The organism is Klebsiella sp. K5-306, from assembly GCF_051835185.1.
Classification (GTDB): domain Bacteria; phylum Pseudomonadota; class Gammaproteobacteria; order Enterobacterales; family Enterobacteriaceae; genus Klebsiella; species Klebsiella oxytoca.
In genome coordinates, this window is record NZ_JAIFJY010000001.1 from 1 (window position 1) to 16,602 (window position 16,602).

15 protein-coding genes, 1 pseudogene and 1 other annotated feature are annotated in these 16,602 nt (G+C 51.9%); of the genes and pseudogenes, 7 read left to right on the forward strand and 9 right to left on the reverse strand.

The genetic code is table 11. The features are described 5' to 3' along the window. The 7 genes and pseudogenes from K2184_RS00005 to K2184_RS00035 all read left to right on the forward strand — a co-directional run. Positions 1–215: pseudogene (locus K2184_RS00005) on the forward strand (phosphomannomutase CpsG); the annotation flags it as partial. Positions 216–220: 5 nt separating this feature from the next. Continuing rightward, complete coding sequence (locus tag K2184_RS00010) at positions 221–1,006, forward strand: ABC transporter permease (RefSeq protein WP_439237709.1); 786 nt, start codon at positions 221–223, stop codon at positions 1,004–1,006. A gap of 2 nt (positions 1,007–1,008) precedes the next feature. Further along, on the forward strand, positions 1,009–2,301 hold the full coding sequence (locus K2184_RS00015) for an ABC transporter ATP-binding protein (protein WP_032728450.1): 1,293 nt from the start codon (positions 1,009–1,011) through the stop codon (positions 2,299–2,301). Positions 2,302–2,320: 19 nt separating this feature from the next. Then, positions 2,321–4,378: a class I SAM-dependent methyltransferase gene (locus K2184_RS00020; RefSeq protein WP_196557168.1), complete on the forward strand. Its 2,058-nt coding sequence runs from the start codon at positions 2,321–2,323 to the stop codon at positions 4,376–4,378. A 10-nt stretch (positions 4,379–4,388) separates the two neighbouring features. Further along, entirely contained in the window at positions 4,389–6,911 is a 2,523-nt protein-coding gene (locus K2184_RS00025) for a glycosyltransferase family 4 protein (RefSeq protein WP_123829772.1), read from the forward strand. 46 nt (positions 6,912–6,957) lie between these two features. Further along, positions 6,958–8,103, forward strand: coding sequence for a glycosyltransferase family 4 protein (locus tag K2184_RS00030; RefSeq protein ID WP_123829771.1), 1,146 nt, complete (start codon positions 6,958–6,960; stop codon positions 8,101–8,103). A 9-nt stretch (positions 8,104–8,112) separates the two neighbouring features. Next, a complete protein-coding gene (locus K2184_RS00035; RefSeq protein ID WP_004103657.1) occupies positions 8,113–9,228 on the forward strand; it encodes a glycosyltransferase family 4 protein in 1,116 nt (371 codons plus the stop codon). A gap of 41 nt (positions 9,229–9,269) precedes the next feature. On the opposite strand, the gene hisIE is transcribed toward K2184_RS00035, so the two are convergent. The 9 genes from hisIE to hisL form a co-directional block, all read right to left on the reverse strand. Further along, complete coding sequence (gene hisIE, locus K2184_RS00040) at positions 9,270–9,866, reverse strand: bifunctional phosphoribosyl-AMP cyclohydrolase/phosphoribosyl-ATP diphosphatase HisIE (protein WP_004103655.1); 597 nt, start codon at positions 9,864–9,866, stop codon at positions 9,270–9,272. Beyond that, positions 9,860–10,636, reverse strand: coding sequence for an imidazole glycerol phosphate synthase subunit HisF (gene hisF, locus K2184_RS00045; protein WP_004113932.1), 777 nt, complete (start codon positions 10,634–10,636; stop codon positions 9,860–9,862). Before hisF ends, hisIE begins: the two co-directional genes overlap by 7 nt. Next, the gene (gene hisA, locus K2184_RS00050; RefSeq protein WP_016809191.1) at positions 10,618–11,355 is read right to left on the reverse strand and encodes a 1-(5-phosphoribosyl)-5-[(5-phosphoribosylamino)methylideneamino]imidazole-4-carboxamide isomerase; all 738 of its coding nucleotides are present in this window, start codon (positions 11,353–11,355) and stop codon (positions 10,618–10,620) included. Before hisA ends, hisF begins: the two co-directional genes overlap by 19 nt. After that, positions 11,355–11,945 (reverse strand): imidazole glycerol phosphate synthase subunit HisH, encoded by a 591-nt coding sequence (hisH, locus tag K2184_RS00055; protein ID WP_004103646.1) that lies wholly within the window; start codon positions 11,943–11,945, stop codon positions 11,355–11,357. The genes hisA and hisH overlap by 1 nt, the downstream gene beginning before the upstream one ends. Further along, complete coding sequence (gene hisB / locus K2184_RS00060) at positions 11,945–13,012, reverse strand: bifunctional histidinol-phosphatase/imidazoleglycerol-phosphate dehydratase HisB (RefSeq protein ID WP_004103644.1); 1,068 nt, start codon at positions 13,010–13,012, stop codon at positions 11,945–11,947. Before hisB ends, hisH begins: the two co-directional genes overlap by 1 nt. Continuing rightward, on the reverse strand, positions 13,009–14,070 hold the full coding sequence (hisC, locus tag K2184_RS00065) for a histidinol-phosphate transaminase (protein ID WP_004103642.1): 1,062 nt from the start codon (positions 14,068–14,070) through the stop codon (positions 13,009–13,011). Before hisC ends, hisB begins: the two co-directional genes overlap by 4 nt. Beyond that, positions 14,067–15,371 (reverse strand): histidinol dehydrogenase, encoded by a 1,305-nt coding sequence (gene hisD, locus K2184_RS00070; protein WP_004103640.1) that lies wholly within the window; start codon positions 15,369–15,371, stop codon positions 14,067–14,069. Before hisD ends, hisC begins: the two co-directional genes overlap by 4 nt. Positions 15,372–15,410: 39 nt before the next feature. Continuing rightward, on the reverse strand, positions 15,411–16,310 hold the full coding sequence (hisG, locus tag K2184_RS00075; protein ID WP_004103638.1) for an ATP phosphoribosyltransferase: 900 nt from the start codon (positions 16,308–16,310) through the stop codon (positions 15,411–15,413). A 47-nt stretch (positions 16,311–16,357) separates the two neighbouring features. Continuing rightward, positions 16,358–16,480 (reverse strand) — a sequence feature (His leader region). Beyond that, a complete protein-coding gene (gene hisL, locus K2184_RS00080) occupies positions 16,456–16,506 on the reverse strand; it encodes a his operon leader peptide (protein WP_009654477.1) in 51 nt (16 codons plus the stop codon). (Overlaps the previous feature by 25 nt.) Between the last annotated feature and the right edge of the window lie 96 nt (positions 16,507–16,602).

A 16,602-nucleotide genomic window follows, 5' to 3' on the forward strand; every position in this document is an offset into this window, starting at 1 on the left:
CAATAGCGCGCATCCGTGAGCGCTATGAACCGGATGCCGTCAACGTGGACACCACAGACGGCATCAGTATTGAATATCCGGAGTGGCGTTTTAACCTGCGCAGCTCGAACACCGAGCCGGTAGTGCGTCTCAACGTGGAGTCAAAAGCTGATACCGCGTTGATGAAGGAGAAAACTGCCGAGTTGCTCAATATGTTAAAAGAGGAATCGCTTTGAGTCCGATGTTTTCAGCGATCTATCGCTATCGTGGTTTTATCATTGACAGCGTTAAACGAGACTTCCAGTCTCGTTATCAAACGAGTTTTTTGGGGGCCGCATGGCTGATTTTACAGCCTGTTGCCATGATTTCCGTCTATACGCTGATCTTTTCGGAGCTGATGAGGGCACGTTTGGCCGGTATGGATGGCCCCTTTGCTTACAGCATCTATCTCTGTTCGGGAGTATTGACGTGGGGATTGTTTACCGAAACGCTTAACAATCTCGTCAACGTTTTTTTGTCGAATGCCAATATTCTCAAAAAACTCAGCTTTCCGCGCATCTGTTTGCCAATTATTATCACTGCTTCTGCATTTATTAACTTTTTGATCATATTTGGCCTGTTTGTGCTGTTTCTGCTTATTACCGGTAATTTCCCGGGCTGGATCTTTTTCGAAATTATTCCGGTGTTGATGATACAGATGCTGTTTACTTTGGGCCTGGGCATTATCCTCGGGGTATTGAATGTTTTTGTCCGTGACGTTGGGCAATTTGTTAACATTCTGCTCCAGTTTTGGTTCTGGTTCACTCCCATTGTTTATGTTTCTAAAACTTTACCAGAGTGGGTTTCGGGACTGCTGGCGTATAACCCAATGGTAACAATTATAACGTCTTACCAGAATGTGATGTTGTACCATCAAAGCCCTAACTGGATGGCTTTGCTACCGGTAACCATACTATCCCTTATTCTGTTCTTATTTGCCTGGCGCCTGTTTAAGAAACACTCAGCTGATATTGTGGACGAGATTTGATCATGACCATTAAAGTTCAGAACGTCGGCAAGGCGTATAAATATTACTCATCGAAATGGAACCGGGTTATTGAGAAGTTATTACCGGGCAATAAGTCGCGACACAGCAAAAAGTGGGTACTCAAGGATATTAACTTTAACGTTGAACCTGGCGAGTCTATCGGCATCGTCGGGGTTAATGGCGCCGGGAAGAGTACCTTACTAAAATTGTTAACCGGTACGACTCAGCCTACTGAGGGGTCAATTGAAATTCATGGCCGGGTGGCTGCTCTTTTGGAGTTAGGGATGGGTTTTCATCCTGATTTTACCGGTATTCAGAACGTTTATATGTCCGGCTTAATGATGGGTTTAAATCGCGATGATATCGAGCGTTTAATGCCGGAAATCGAGGCCTTTGCTGATATAGGCGACTATATAAACCAGCCGGTACGCATCTATTCGAGCGGTATGCAGATGCGTCTGGCTTTTGCGGTCGCCACTGCTTCCCGTCCGGATATTTTGATCGTTGATGAAGCCTTGTCCGTTGGTGATTCTCGTTTCCAGGCTAAATGTTATGCACGGATTGCTGATTTCAAAAAGCAGGGGACAACCTTACTGCTCGTATCTCATAGCGCCGGTGATATAGTTAAGCATTGCGATCGTGCTATCTTCTTGAAAGATGGTAATATTTGCCTCGATGGCTCCGCGCGTGAAGTGACCAACCGCTATCTTGATGAGTTATTCGGTAAAGCGGACAAAAATGCTGCGCAAGTGGCTAAAAAACCAAAAAATAGTGACAGCGGCGTCCATATGTCACTTGATGAGGTTGCTGACGTTTTCCATACCCGCCCAGGCTATCGACCTGAAGAATATCGTTGGGGACAGGGGGGCGCAAAGATCATTGATTATCATATCCAAAGCTCCGGGATAGATTATCCACCGTCACTGACTGGAAACCAGCAGACTGACTTCATGATGAAAGTTGTCTTTGAATATGATTTTGACTGCGTAGTGCCTGGTTTGTTAATCAAGACTTTGGATGGTTTATTTCTCTATGGTACCAATTCCTTCCTGGCCTCGGAAGGTCGGGAAAATATTTCGGTATCACGTGGGGACGTTCGGGTATTTAAATTCAGTTTTCCGGTTGATTTAAATAGTGGTGACTATCTTCTGTCGTTTGGCATTTCAGAGGGAAGCCCGCAAACCGATATGACACCGCTCGATCGTCGCTATGACTCCATCATTTTGCATGTAACTAAGAGCATGGATTTCTGGGGTGTGATTGACCTGAAGTCGACGTTCAATAGTTACCAATGAAGATGAGAAAAAATATTCCATGACTACTAATACACATAAATTGGTTAGCGAATTACCTGAGATTTATCAGACTATTTTTGGGCATCCTGAGTGGGATGGTGATGCTGCACGCGACTGTAATGAACGGCTCGCGCTAATTAGTGAAGAATATGATACCTTGTCCAGAGAGTTAGGCAGGCCACTGCGGGTTCTCGATCTGGGCTGTGCGCAGGGATTCTTCAGTTTAAGTCTGGCAAGCAAGGGCGCCAGCGTATTAGGTATCGACTTTCTACAGCAGAACATTGATGTTTGCCAGGCGCTTGCTGAAGAAAACCCACATTGTGATGTTAGATTTCAAGTCGGGCGCATCGAAGACATTATCAGCACGCTGGAAGAAAACCAGTTCGATCTTGCCATTGGGCTAAGTGTTTTTCACCACATAGTTCATCTGCATGGGATTGCGGAAGTCAGAACGCTGCTAGAGCGATTGGCAAACCTGACGCAGGCGATGATTCTCGAACTCGCTGTTAAAGAGGAACCGCTGTATTGGGGGGAATCCCAGCCAGAAGATCCGCGTGAGCTTATTGAACAGTGTGCTTTCTATCGATTGATTGGAAGATTTGACACTCATTTGTCTAATATTTCACGTCCGATGTATATTATCAGTAACCACAGGGTTATTCTTCCGGAATTTAATCAGCCTTTTACTTCATGGCGCGACAGTCCTTATACCGGGGCAGGTTTTGCGCATAAGCAGAGCCGTCGCTATTATTTCTCTTCTGATTTCATATGTAAGTTCTATCGTTATAGTACGGTAAGTGGTTTACTAACTGATAAGGAAAGCGAGCGTAATCGTACAGAACTCGCCCATGAAGAAGCTTTTCTCAAATCTCCGCCATCTGGCTTAAAAGTGCCCGCGTTGTTTACTTCCGGGGGGAATGAAGTTGCGGGATGGCTGGTAATGGAAAAAATACCCGGAGAGCTGTTAAACGACGTTCTGGCCAGCGGACGGCATATTAATCGGGAAAAAGTTATTTCCGATCTTCTCGATCAGCTGGTTATTTTGGAAGAGCATGGTCTGTATCATGATGATTTCAGAACCTGGAATGTTTTAATTGACGATAATGACAGCGCTCGTTTAATAGATTTTGGTTCGGTTGGAAGTGTGCAACAAGACTGCAGCTGGCCAGTTAATATTTTCCAGTCGTTCATTATTTTTGTAAATGAACTGTTTGGTGAAAATAAATCCTGGGGGGGGTTCTGGCGTTCCGCACCATTAAGCCCTTTCCAGTTGCCTGAACCGTATTCAAATTGGTTGACAGCATTCTGGAAACATCCTGTTGGTGAGTGGAATTTTGCTTTACTCCAACGACTCTTTAATACCAAAGATGCTCTACCGGCTGCGAGCTCCGCTATGGATGCTTCTGATCTATGGGTCCGGGCTCAGGAGCCCGTATTGTTGGAAGGTCAAACGCAAATACGCAATACGGATGCGCGGGTTGGCCGTCTCGAGTCGCAAATCAATGAACTCACATCCCTGATAAATATGATGGGTGAGAGTATTCAGACGCTTGAAAAGCGTGAGTATCCGCCACAAGACGTTATCACCGATGCACAGCAGTGTGTCGAGGTTGAGCCGAGTCAAACTGTAGATTCTGAAGAGGTTATGCAACTCCATACTCAGCTCAATGATGCGCGACAAGAGGCAGAGAATCTCCGCCATGAAATCGCTAAAATCCATAATAGCCGCTCATGGAAAATGACGAAGTGGTATCGTTATGCTGGCATGCAGTACTATTTACTTCGCCAGTATGGCTTCAGGCAGCGTTTTAAGCATTTACTGAAACGAGTACTTGGCAAAATATTCATTTTTCTGCGTGCACATCCACGGCTAAAGCAGAGAGCTATCAATCTACTGCATAAAGTTGGAATTTATGACTTTGCTTATCGTTTGCATCGTCGTATGAATCCTGGTTCACATAACCCTTATCATAACGACCCACAAAATCAGTCGCAGACTGAAAAACAGATATTACATCCAGAGTTATTGCCTCCGGAAGTTAATTCAATTTTTAGCGAGCTTAAAAACAAGAGATAAGGTGAGTCACTTGCATATTTTGATTGATGTACAAGGATATCAGTCGGAAAGTAAATTCCGTGGAGTTGGTCGCAGCACTTATGAAATGAGTCGTGCGATCATAAAAAATGCTGGCCAGCATCGAGTCAGCATCTTAATGAACGGCATGTATCCGATTGACAGTATTAATGAAATTAAAAATAGCTGGGGTGATATTCTACCGCAGGAAGAAATGTTTATTTTTTCAGCTGCGGGCCCGACAGCTCTTCGCGACCGTGAAAATCAACCGCGGAGTGTTGCCGCTAAACTAGCTCGCGATCTTGCTATTGCTAACATCAACCCCGATATTGTTTTCGTCATTAATTTCTACGAAGGTTTTGACGACAGTTACACCGTCTCAATTCCTCAAACTACAGTGCCGTGGAAGACAGTTTGTGTTTGCCACGATCTCATTCCGTTACTTAATAAAGAACGCTATCTGGGCGAACCGAACTTCCGTCAGTATTATCTTGATAAACTTGCTGAATATGAAAGGTCGGACGCTATTTTTGCTATTTCCAGATCATCCATGCAGGAAGTTATTGATTATACATCAATTCCTGCAGATAAGATCATTAATATTTCATCTGGAGTCAGCGATTCATTTAATATTACAGATTATACTCAAGACGATATCAATGCTTTACGTAACAAATATCATCTGCCTCAAGAGTTTATTCTCTCCTTGGCAATGATAGAGCCGCGTAAAAATATTGAGGCGCTGATTCATGCGTATAGTTTATTACCGGATACCCTGCAACAGAGTTATCCCTTAGTTTTAGCTTATAAAATTAGCACTGATGAAAAGGAAAGGCTGTACCGCGTTGCAGAGAACTATGGTTTATCCCGCAATCAGCTAGTTTTTACCGGTTTCTTAAACGACGGTGACCTTATTGCACTTTACAATTTGTGCAAAATTTTCGTTTTCCCCTCTATACATGAAGGGTTTGGCCTGCCTCCACTAGAAGCTATGCGCTGCGGCGCGGCTACGCTGGGTTCAAATGTGACCAGCTTACCGGAGGTCATCGGTATGGAAGAGGCTTTATTTAATCCGCAGGATGTTCACGATATTTGCCGTGTTATGCAAAGGGCTTTGACCGATAATGCGTTCTACTCAGCGTTGAAAGCTCATGCTCCGAAGCAGGCGGCAAAATTCACATGGGATCACACCGCGCAACTCGCATTAAAGGGATTTGAAAGGCTTGTTGATACGGCTTCTGCTTCAGAGCCTCTGGATATAACTAGTTTCACCGCAAACACCATTAATCAAATTAAAAATATTGCGGAATTAGGTGAAGCTGAACGCTTACAAACAGCCTGGGCTATTACTCGTAACAGCTTTGCCACGCATCAGCGCAAGCTGCTGGTTGATATTTCTGTCCTTGTCGAACATGATGCGAAAACGGGGATTCAACGAGTTTCCCGTAGTATACTTAGTGAGTTACTGAAATCAGGCGTTGCTGGTTACACCGTCAGTGCGGTTTATTATCGACCGGGTGAATGCTATCGTTATGCCAACGAATATCTGAATACCCATTTTAACGGCCAGTTCGGGCCTGATGAACCGGTACTGTTTACCAAAGATGATATTCTGGTTGCTACCGATCTGACTGCACATCTGTTTCCTGAACTTACTGCCCAGCTGGATTTTATTCGTTTATCCGGCGCCAGGGTTTGTTTTGTTGTGCATGATATCTTGCCTCTGAGAAGGCCGGAGTGGAGCGATGAGGGAATGCAGCGCGTTTTCCCTATTTGGTTATCCTGCATTGCGCAGCACGCTGACCGTCTGATTTGTGTTTCTGCAAGCGTAGCAGAGGATGTGAAATCGTGGATTGCTGAAAATGCCAACTGGGTTAAACCTAATCCATTGCTGCAGGTGAGTAATTTCCATCTTGGCGCCGACCTGGATGCCAGCGTTCCTTCTGTGGGCATGCCGGATAACGCGAATGACTTGCTGACTAAGATGGCTGCTGAACCCTCCTTTATTATGGTGGGAACGATGGAACCTCGCAAAGGCCATGCGCAGACGCTAGCGGCATTTGAGGAATTGTGGCGGCAGGGCAAGAACTACAATCTGTTTATCATTGGTAAACAGGGGTGGCATGTTGATGATTTATGTGAACGTTTACGTCACCACTCACAGCTAAATAAGAGATTATTTTGGCTACAAAATATTAGCGATGAGTTCCTTGCGAAGTTGTATGCTCAATCTAGTGCGTTAATCTTCGCATCTCTCGGCGAAGGATTTGGGCTACCATTAATTGAAGCTGCGCAGAAAAAATTACCGGTAATCATCCGTGATATTCCGGTGTTTAAAGAGATTGCTCAAGAACATGCATTCTATTTCTCTGGTGAACAGCCGGGAGATATTTCAACAGCGATTGACGAGTGGTTGGAATTATATCGGAAAAATGCTCATCCTCGCTCTGAAAAAATCAACTGGTTGACATGGAAGCAAAGTGCAGAATTCCTGGTGGAGAATCTTCCGGTTATTAAATCTGACGCGAATAAATAAACAATATTAGCCGTGGCAGTCTCCTGTGTCACGGTCAAGAGCTTTTATGAAAATTATATTTGCAACTGAGCCAATCAAATATCCATTAACGGGTATCGGTCGTTATTCCCTCGAACTGGTAAAACGATTGGCGGTGGCCAGCGAAATTGAAGAGCTAAAATTATTTCACGGCTCTTCATTTATTGACAGCATTCCCCAGATTGAAAATAAAGCGGATACCCGAGCCAGCAATCACGGTAAGCTGGCGGCTTTTTTACGCCGTCAGCCGTTATTGATTGAAGCCTATCGCGTGTTGCATCCGCGTCGCCAGGCGTGGGCGCTGCGCGATTATAAAGATTATATCTATCATGGGCCTAACTTTTATCTGCCGCATCGTCTGGAACGTGCCGTAACCACATTTCATGATATCTCCATATTCACCTGTCCGGAATTTCATCCAAAGGACCGGGTGCGTTATATGGAAAAGTCACTGCGCGAAAGTCTGGACACGGCAAAGCTTATTTTGACGGTATCTGACTTTTCCCGCAGCGAAATTATCCGGCTGTTTAACTATCCTGCCGATCGGATCGTAACAACCCATCTTGCCTGCAGCGGCGACTATATTCCGCGCAGCCCGGATGAATGTCTGCCGGTTCTGCAGAAATATCAACTGGAGTGGCAGCGCTACGCGCTTTACATCGGCACGATGGAGCCGCGGAAAAATATTCGAGGCCTGTTGCAGGCGTACCAGCATCTGCCGATGGAGACGCGCATGCGCTACCCGCTGATTCTCAGCGGTTACCGTGGGTGGGAAGACGATGCGCTGTGGCAGATCGTTGAACGCGGGACTCGTGAAGGGTGGATCCGTTATCTGGGTTATGTCCCGGATGGCGATCTTCCGTATTTATATGCGGCAGCCAGAACCTTTATTTATCCTTCGTTTTATGAAGGATTCGGATTACCTATTCTTGAAGCAATGTCTTGCGGTATCCCAGTAGTATGCTCCAATGTCACATCATTACCTGAAGTGGCGGGGGATGCGGGGTTGTTATCCGACCCTAACGATGTAGACGCGATAAGCGCTCATATATTGCAAAGTCTGCAGGATGAATACTGGCGGGAGATAGCAGTAGCGCGCGGTTTTATTCAGGCACAACAGTTTTCGTGGGAAACCTGTACGGCCCAGACGATCGATGCCTATAAATTACTCTAAGGGTGCAAGTTGAGAGTTTTACACGTCTATAAGACCTATTATCCGAATACCTACGGTGGTATTGAACAGGTCATTTATCAGTTGTGCCAGGGCTGCGCTCGTCGGGGGATCGCGGCCGACGTCTTCACCTTTTCCCCGGATAAAAATACCGGGCCAGTGGCTTACGAACAGCATCAGGTTATCTATAATAAGCAATTAATTGAAATCGCCTCGACGCCATTCTCACTCGGCGCGTTAAAGCGATTTAATAAAATTAAAGATAACTACGATATTATTAACTATCATTTCCCGTTTCCCTTTATGGATATGCTACATCTGATGGCGCATCCTAAAGCGAAAACCGTTGTCACCTATCATTCCGATATTGTGAAACAAAAGCGGCTAATGAAATTATATCAACCGCTGCAGGAGCAATTTCTCTCCAGCGTTGACTGCATTGTGGCCTCATCGCCAAACTACGTAGCCTCCAGCCAGACGCTGCAAAAATACCTCGATAAAACGGTGGTCATTCCCTTCGGCCTCGAGCAAAAGGATGTGCAGCATAATCCGCAGCGCCTGGCTTACTGGCGAGAGAAAGTCGGCGAGCGCTTTTTCCTTTTTGTCGGCGCATTTCGTTACTATAAGGGATTGCATATTCTGCTGGATGCCGCAGAGCGCAGTCGACTGCCGATCGTTATTGTCGGCGGCGGCCCGCTTGAAGCGGAAGTTCGCCGTGAGGCTGAACAGCGCGGCCTGAATAACGTGATATTCACCGGCATGCTGAATGATGAGGATAAATATATTCTCTTTCATCTGTGCCGCGGGGTGGTCTTTCCCTCGCACCTGCGCTCAGAGGCGTTTGGCATTACCTTACTGGAAGGGGCGCGGTTCGCCCGGCCGCTGATCTCGTGTGAAATTGGCACCGGAACCTCGTTTATCAACCAGGATAAGGTCAATGGTTGCGTGATCCCGCCGGATAACAGCGCAGCGTTGGTCGAAGCGATGAACGAACTGTGGCACAGTGATGAAACGGCAGCGCGCTATGGCGCAAATTCACGTCGCCGCTTTGAGGAGATGTTTACCGCCGAACATATGATTGATGCCTACGTGAATCTCTACAGCACACTGCTGGAGCAGAAACCCTGATAGGCCGCAAATCGCCCCCGCCAGCGCGGGGGCGCAAGGCATCAGTGACGGCTCTTAAGATTGTTAATCACGTCCGTTAAATTCAGCCCCTGATCCTGCAGCAGCACCAGCAGGTGATACATCAAATCCGACGCTTCATTCTTCAGCTCGAACTGGTCATGCACCGTGGCGGCCAGCGCGGTCTCAACGCCTTCTTCTCCCACCTTCTGGGCAATGCGCTTGGTGCCGCTAGCGTACAGCTTCGCGGTGTAAGAGCTCTCCGGGTCAGCGTGCTTGCGTTCGGCCAACAGTTGCTCCAGCTGGTAGAGAAACAGCCACTGGTGGCCGGTTTCGCCGAAGCAGCTCGATGTGCCTTTATGGCAGGTTGGGCCAATCGGATTTACCAGCGCCAGCAGGGTGTCGTTATCGCAATCCGGGGTGATGCTCACCACGTTGAGGAAATTGCCCGACGTTTCCCCCTTGGTCCACAGACGCTGTTTGGTCCGTGAATAAAAGGTCACTTTACCGGTCTCTTCGGTTTTCGCCAGCGCATCCTGATTCATATAGCCCAGCATCAGCACTTCCCCGGAAACGGCGTGCTGCACGATGACCGGCATCAGACCGTCGGTTTTTTGCCAATCCAGCTGTTCACTTAACATACCCTAATCTCCACGCCCTGTGCTGCCAGGTACGTTTTTAGTTCACCAATATTGATAATTTGCTTGTGGAACACCGAGGCGGCCAGCGCGCCGTCGACGTTGGCGTCGCGGAAGGCTTCCAGGAAGTGCTCCATAGTCCCGGCACCGCCGGATGCAATCAGCGGCACGTGGCACACGGCGCGTACCTTGCTTAACTGCTGCAGATCGTAGCCATTACGCACGCCGTCCTGATTCATCATATTGAGGACGATCTCGCCGGCCCCGCGCTTTTGTACTTCCTGCACCCAGTCCAGCGTTTCCCACTGCGTCACCCGCGTACGGCTCTCATCGCCGGTATATTGATTGACGTGATACTTCCCGCTTTCGGCGTCAAACCAGGTATCGATACCCACGACAATACACTGCACCCCGAACCGATCGGCCAGGCGAGTAATCAGCGTCGGGTCCGCCAGGGCAGGGGAGTTGATGGAGATTTTATCCGCGCCAAAGGAGAGGATTTGCGCCGCCTCTTCCAGCGACTTAATGCCGCCGGCGACGCAGAAGGGAATGTCGATCACTTCCGCAACGCGCGATACCCAGCTTTTATCCACCACGCGACCGTCGCTCGAGGCGGTGATATCGTAGAACACCAGCTCATCCGCGCCTTCGTCGGCATAGCGTTTTGCCAGCGGGACAATATCGCCGATGATTTCGTGATTACGGAACTGCACGCCTTTCACTACCTGGCCGTCGCGAACGTCAAGACAGGGGATTATCCGTTTTGCCAGCATTGAATGGCCTCCGTTACGTTAAATTTACCTTCCAGCAGCGCCCGGCCGACAATCACCCCGCGCACCCCTGTTCCGCGCAGCGCGGCGATATCATGCAGATCGCCAATGCCGCCGGAGGACTGAAACGCCACCTGCGGATAGCGGGCGCAGACTTCTTCATACAGCGAGACGTTAGACCCGGCCAGCGTCCCGTCGCGGGAAATATCGGTACATAGCACGTGCTGCAGGCCGACGGACTGATAGCTCTCCACCAGCTCCTCCAGGGTTACGCCGGAATTCTCCTGCCAGCCGCTAACGGCCACCTGCTTGCTGCCTTGCGCATCGATCCGTACGTCCAGCGCCAGCACCAGATGCTGCGGGCCAAAACGCTTAAACCAGCCTTTCACCACCTCCGGCGACTTCACCGCCGTCGAGCCCACCACCACGCGCGCCACGCCCGCGTCAAGCAGGGCGGCCACGTCTTCTTCCGTGCGCACGCCGCCGCCGACCTGCACCGGCACGTTCACGCCGGCAACCAGCGTTTTCAGCAGGGGGATCTGGCGCTTCGCCGGATCTTTCGCTCCGGTCAGATCGACGAGATGCAGTACTTCGGCCCCTTGCGCGGCATAGGATTGCAGGCGCGGCAGCGGATCGTTACCGTAGTCGCGCTGCTGGCCATAATCGCCCTGATGGAGACGGACGACCGTACCGTCAATTAAATCTAAAGCAGGAATGATCATCACATCTCCAGGAAGTTTTTCAGCAGCTGCGCCCCGGCGCTGCCGGAGCGTTCAGGGTGGAACTGGACGCCAAAAAAGTTATCTTTCTGCACCGCCGCGGTGAAGGCCTCGCCGTAGCTGCACTGAGCGATGGTGTTAACGTTGACCGGCATCGCGTAGCTGTGGACGAAGTAAAAATACGCCCCGTCTTCAATGCCGCGAAACAGACGATCGCCCGCTTTAGCATATACCCGGTTCCAGCCCATATGCGGCAGCGGCAGGCCGTGGTCGGTCATTTTTGGCACGTCCTGGTCGATAATACCCAGCAGGTCGACGCCGTTATTCTCTTCGCTGCGTTTTCCCAGCAGCTGCATACCGAGACAAATGCCCAGCACCGGTTGGGTGCAGGCTTTAATCAGATCGATTAAATCCCGTTCGCGCAGCTGGTCCATTGCCGCCTGAGCCGTCCCTACACCCGGCAGAAACAGCTTATCGGCGCGCAGCACCACGTCCGGGTCACGGCTGACCTGCGGCTCGTAGCCGTGGCGGCTCACCGCAGATTTCACCGAATTGAGATTGGCGCAGCCGGTATCGAGGATCACCACGTTCATCAGAGTACCCCTTTCGAAGATGGCAGCGTGTCGCCCTGGACGCGGATGGCCTGGCGTAGCGTGCGACCGAAGGCCTTAAACAGGCTCTCAACGCGGTGGTGGTCGTTTTTGCCCTTGGTTTTCAGGTGCAGAGTGACCGCCATGGTATAGGAGAGCGAGCGGAAGAAGTGCTCGACCATCTCGGTGCTCAGATCGCCAACGCGCTGATAGGTAAAATCAGCTTTGTATTCAAGGTGCGGGCGGCCAGAAATATCCAGCGCGCAGCGGGCCAGGCATTCGTCCATCGGCAGCACAAAGCCGAAACGGGCGATGCCGCGCTTGTCGCCGAGCGCCAGCTTCAGCGCTTCGCCCAGCGCAAGGCCGGTGTCTTCCACGGTGTGGTGATCGTCAATATAGAGGTCGCCGCCGACCTTGACCTCCAGACGGAAGCCGCCGTGGGTGGCAATTTGGTCAAGCATATGATCGAAGAAGCCGACGCCGGTGGAGATTTTGCTGCCGCCTTCGCGATCGAGCCACACTTTGACATCCACCTGGGTCTCTTTAGTGATGCGCTCAACGTGGGCGTAGCGGTCGCGACGGGTAAGCTGTTCGCAAATGGTCGGCCAGTCAAGCGTTTCGCGATCGTAGCGCAGTCCGGTAATGCCCATGTTATCCGCCAGCTGAATGTCGGTGGCCCGGTCGCCAATCACGTAGCTATTGGCGGTGTCCATCACCCCTTGCTCCAGCCACGGCAGCACCAGCCTGGTTTTCGGCTTGCGGCAGTCGCAATTATCCGCCGGGAGATGCGGGCAAATCAGCACCTCGTCAAAGTTGACGCCCTGTGAGGAGAAGATCTGCATCATCAGGTTGTGCGGGCCGTCGAACTCGTCCTGCGGCAGGCTGGCGGTTCCCAGTCCGTCCTGATTGGTGATCATCACCAGCTTATACCCTTCCTGCTGCAGCTTGAGCAGGGCCGGGATCACCTGCGGCTCAAACGCCAGCTTATCGAAGCGGTCTACCTGAAAATCAACCGGTGGCTCGGAAATCAGCGTACCGTCACGGTCAATAAAGAGAAACTTCTGGGTCATACATTCTCCGCAGTCAAAGCGTCAATGACGCGCTGGCTCTCTGCACGGGTACCGATAGTGATACGCAAACAGCCGCTTAATGAAGGTTGTTTATTCTGGTCACGTAAGATAATGCCCTGATCCCACAAAGATTTAAACACCGCGCTGGACGCGGTGATCCGCGCCAGTACGTAGTTGGTCTCGGAAGCGAACACCTCTTCCACGCAGGCAATGCTGCGCAGCTGGCTGACCAGATAATCGCGTTCGTTGAGGATCTGCGCCACGCGCTCGCGCATGGCGGCAATCCCTTCCGCACTCAGCGCCTGAGCGGCAATATCGGCGACCGGCGTCGAGAGCGGATAGGGCGCGATAACTTTCAGCAGTACGTTAATGACCTCGACGTTGGCGAGGGTAAAGCCGCAGCGCAGTCCAGCCAGGGCAAACGCCTTGGACAGCGTGCGCAGAACCACCAGATGCGGATACTCGTTCAGCCAGGTTGCCAGCGTCGCCTGCGGACAGAACTCAATATAGGCTTCATCCGCGACCACGATGGCTTTACCGCGCGCCATCTCCAGCAGGGTGCGGAAATCTTTCGGGTTGATAATCTGTCCGGTCGGGTTATTCGGGCTGCAGACGAAAATCACTTTCACGCCGTCAAGATTGGCTGCGATGCCCGGCAGATCCAGCTGCCAGTCGGCGAGCGTCGGCACCGTACGACAGGTCACGCCGATGGTTTCGGCGCTGACGCTGTACATGCCGTAGGTCGGCGGGCAGTAGAGCACCGCGTCCTGGCCCGGCTCGCAGAAGGCGCGGATCAGTAGTTCAATGCCTTCGTCGGCGCCGCGGCTGACCAGCACCTGCTCCGGCTTAACGCCAGCATACTGCGCATAGCGTTCAATGACGGCTTTCGGCTGCGGTTCCGGATAGCGGTTCAGCGTCTGTTCGGTCAGCTGGAACGCAACCGCGGTGGGGAATTCATTGGCGTTCAGCCAGACGTCGCCCTTACCGCCCAGACGGCGAGCAGACTGATACGGCGTCAGCGCGCGGACGTTGGCGCGGGCTAAATCTTCGATGCTCATGCTTGCTCCTTAAGGGCTGCAACGCGCAGCGTAACGGCGTTTTTGTGGGCGTCCAGGCGCTCGGCGGCGGCCAGTATCTCAATGGTGGAAGCGAGGGCGGCGAACCCGTCGCGGGACAGCTCCTGCACGGTCATGCGTTTCTGAAAGTCCGCCAGGCCGAGGCTGGAGCAGGTCGCGGTGTAGCCGTAGGTCGGCAGCACGTGGTTGGTTCCGGAGGCATAATCCCCGGCGGATTCCGGCGACCAGTCGCCGAGGAACACCGAGCCGGCGCTGGTGATGCCATCGACCAGTTCGCGGGCGTTGCGGGTCTGAATAATCAGGTGTTCAGGGCCGTACTGGTTGGATATTTCCACGCACTGGGCGATATCGCGAGCCACGATGATCCGGCTGGCGGAGAGCGCCTCACGGGCGGTTTCCGCACGCGGCAGCGCGGACAGCTGGCGCTCAACGGCTTCGGCGACGCGGGTGGCCATCGCGCTATCCGGCGTCAGCAGGATCACCTGCGAATCCGGGCCGTGCTCCGCCTGGGAAAGCAGGTCAGAGGCGACGAAATCGGGGGTTGCGCCGCTGTCGGCGATCACCAGCACTTCCGATGGCCCGGCGGGCATATCGATAGCCGCGCCGTCAAGACGCTGGCTCACCTGACGCTTGGCCTCGGTGACGAAGGCGTTGCCCGGGCCAAAGATTTTATCGACTTTCGTCACCGACTCCGTGCCGAAGGCGAGGGCGGCAATTGCCTGCGCGCCGCCGACGTTAAAGATATTGCGCACGCCGCATAGCTGGGCGGCATAGAGAATTTCATCGGCAATCGGCGGCGGCGAGCACAGCACGACCTGCTGGCAGCCCGCGATGCGCGCCGGCGTGGCGAGCATCAGGACCGTTGAGAACAGCGGCGCCGAGCCGCCGGGAATATATAAGCCGACGGAGGCGATAGGGCGGGTCACCTGCTGGCAGCGCACGCCCGGCAGGGTTTCCACATCTACGGCCTGCAGCCGCTGCGCGTTGTGAAAGGTTTCGATATTTCTAACCGCTACGGCCATCGCCTGCTTGAGCTCGTCGCTCAGGCGCGCACCGGCGGCGGCAATCTCTTCTTCGCTAACTTTCAGCGCTGTGACCTCGGTTTTGTCGAACTTTGCGCCGTATTCACGCAGGGCCGCATCGCCGTTGTCTTTAACATTATTCAGGATCTCCGCCACCGTTTTGCTGATGCTCTCGGAGGCGGAAATGGCCGGACGCATTAAAAGTTGTTGCTGTTGTTCTGCGCCACAGCCGTTCCAGTCGATAATTGTGTTGAAGCTCATGATTGTTTCCCCTGTTTGTCCCGTGACCGACCCGCCGGATTACTCCATCATCTTCTCAATCGGCAGAACCAGAATGGAGCTGGCGCCCAGCGCTTTCAGTTTTTCCATGGTTTCCCAGAACAGGGTTTCGCTGCTGACCATGTGCATGGCGACGCGCTGCTTGTCCCCCGCCAGCGGCAGGATGGTCGGACGCTCGGCGCCGGGCAGCAGGGCGACAACCTCTTCCAGGCGCTCGGTGGGCGCGTGCATCATGATGTATTTCGATTCGCGAGCCTGAATCACGCCCTGAATACGGGTCAGAAGGCGGTCGATAAGCTGCTGTTTACTATCCACCATCTCACCGTCGCGCTGGATCAGGCAGGCTTTGGAGCGGAACATGACTTCCACTTCGCGCAGGCCGTTCGCTTCGAGAGTCGCGCCGGTAGAGACCAGGTCGCAAATCGCGTCGGCCAGGCCAGCGCGCGGGGCCACTTCAACCGAGCCGTTCAGCAGGCAGGATTTAAAGGAGATGCCTTTCTGGTCAAGGTAGCGCTTCAGCAGGTGCGGGTAAGAGGTCGCGATGCGTTTGCCGTCCAGTGCCGCAGGGCCGTCCCAGGGTTCATCCGCCGGGGTCGCCAGCGACAGGCGGCAGCCGCCGAAGTCGAGACGGCGCAGGGTAAAGTAGCGCGGATCTTCGCCCTGGGCGCGGCGGCTCAGCAGCTCTTCTTCCAGCACGTTTTCACCGATAATCCCCAAATCGACCACGCCGTCCATGATAAGGCCAGGAATATCGTCATCACGCACGCGCAGAATATCGATCGGCATATTTTCCGCCATCGCGATCAGGCGCTGGGTGTGCAGATTCACTTTGATGCCGCAGCGGCTGAGTAATTCGCGTGAATCTTCGCTTAAACGCCCTGATTTCTGAATAGCTATGCGTAAACGGCTGTTGTCTAACATTGTTATTTTCCTCTGTAACCCTGTCTGAATCTGTCCGAATGCGGTCCAAAAAAAAGCCCCCGGAAGTGAATCTTCCGGGGGCTCTCTTTGCGTTCATGCACCACTGGAAGATCCAAATGTCTTCCAGCACACATCGCCTGAAAGACTAGTCAGGATGATGGTGATGATGGTGGTTTTTAAATTGAACGCTGTTCATAAAATTCTCTGTGAATGACTATGCATTTGATGCCTTTTAACCTAAACCACTTCACTCGCATAAAGCAAGGGCTTTTTTCTATCATTAATTCATTTC

Bases quoted from the DNA above. Each gene is read 5' to 3' on its own strand.
- K2184_RS00010 (WP_439237709.1), top strand. From the start codon at position 221: ATGTTTTCAGCGATCTATCGCTATCGTGGTTTTATCATTGACAGCGTT.
- K2184_RS00015 (WP_032728450.1), top strand. From the start codon at position 1,009: ATGACCATTAAAGTTCAGAACGTCGGCAAGGCGTATAAATATTACTCA.
- K2184_RS00020 (WP_196557168.1), top strand. From the start codon at position 2,321: ATGACTACTAATACACATAAATTGGTTAGCGAATTACCTGAGATTTAT.
- K2184_RS00030 (WP_123829771.1), top strand. From the start codon at position 6,958: ATGAAAATTATATTTGCAACTGAGCCAATCAAATATCCATTAACGGGT.
- hisIE (WP_004103655.1), bottom strand. From the start codon at position 9,866: ATGTTAAGTGAACAGCTGGATTGGCAAAAAACCGACGGTCTGATGCCG.
- hisF (WP_004113932.1), bottom strand. From the start codon at position 10,636: ATGCTGGCAAAACGGATAATCCCCTGTCTTGACGTTCGCGACGGCCAG.
- hisA (WP_016809191.1), bottom strand. From the start codon at position 11,355: ATGATCATTCCTGCTTTAGATTTAATTGACGGTACGGTCGTCCGTCTC.
- hisH (WP_004103646.1), bottom strand. From the start codon at position 11,945: ATGAACGTGGTGATCCTCGATACCGGCTGCGCCAATCTCAATTCGGTG.
- hisB (WP_004103644.1), bottom strand. From the start codon at position 13,012: ATGACCCAGAAGTTTCTCTTTATTGACCGTGACGGTACGCTGATTTCC.
- hisC (WP_004103642.1), bottom strand. From the start codon at position 14,070: ATGAGCATCGAAGATTTAGCCCGCGCCAACGTCCGCGCGCTGACGCCG.
- hisD (WP_004103640.1), bottom strand. From the start codon at position 15,371: ATGAGCTTCAACACAATTATCGACTGGAACGGCTGTGGCGCAGAACAA.
- hisG (WP_004103638.1), bottom strand. From the start codon at position 16,310: ATGTTAGACAACAGCCGTTTACGCATAGCTATTCAGAAATCAGGGCGT.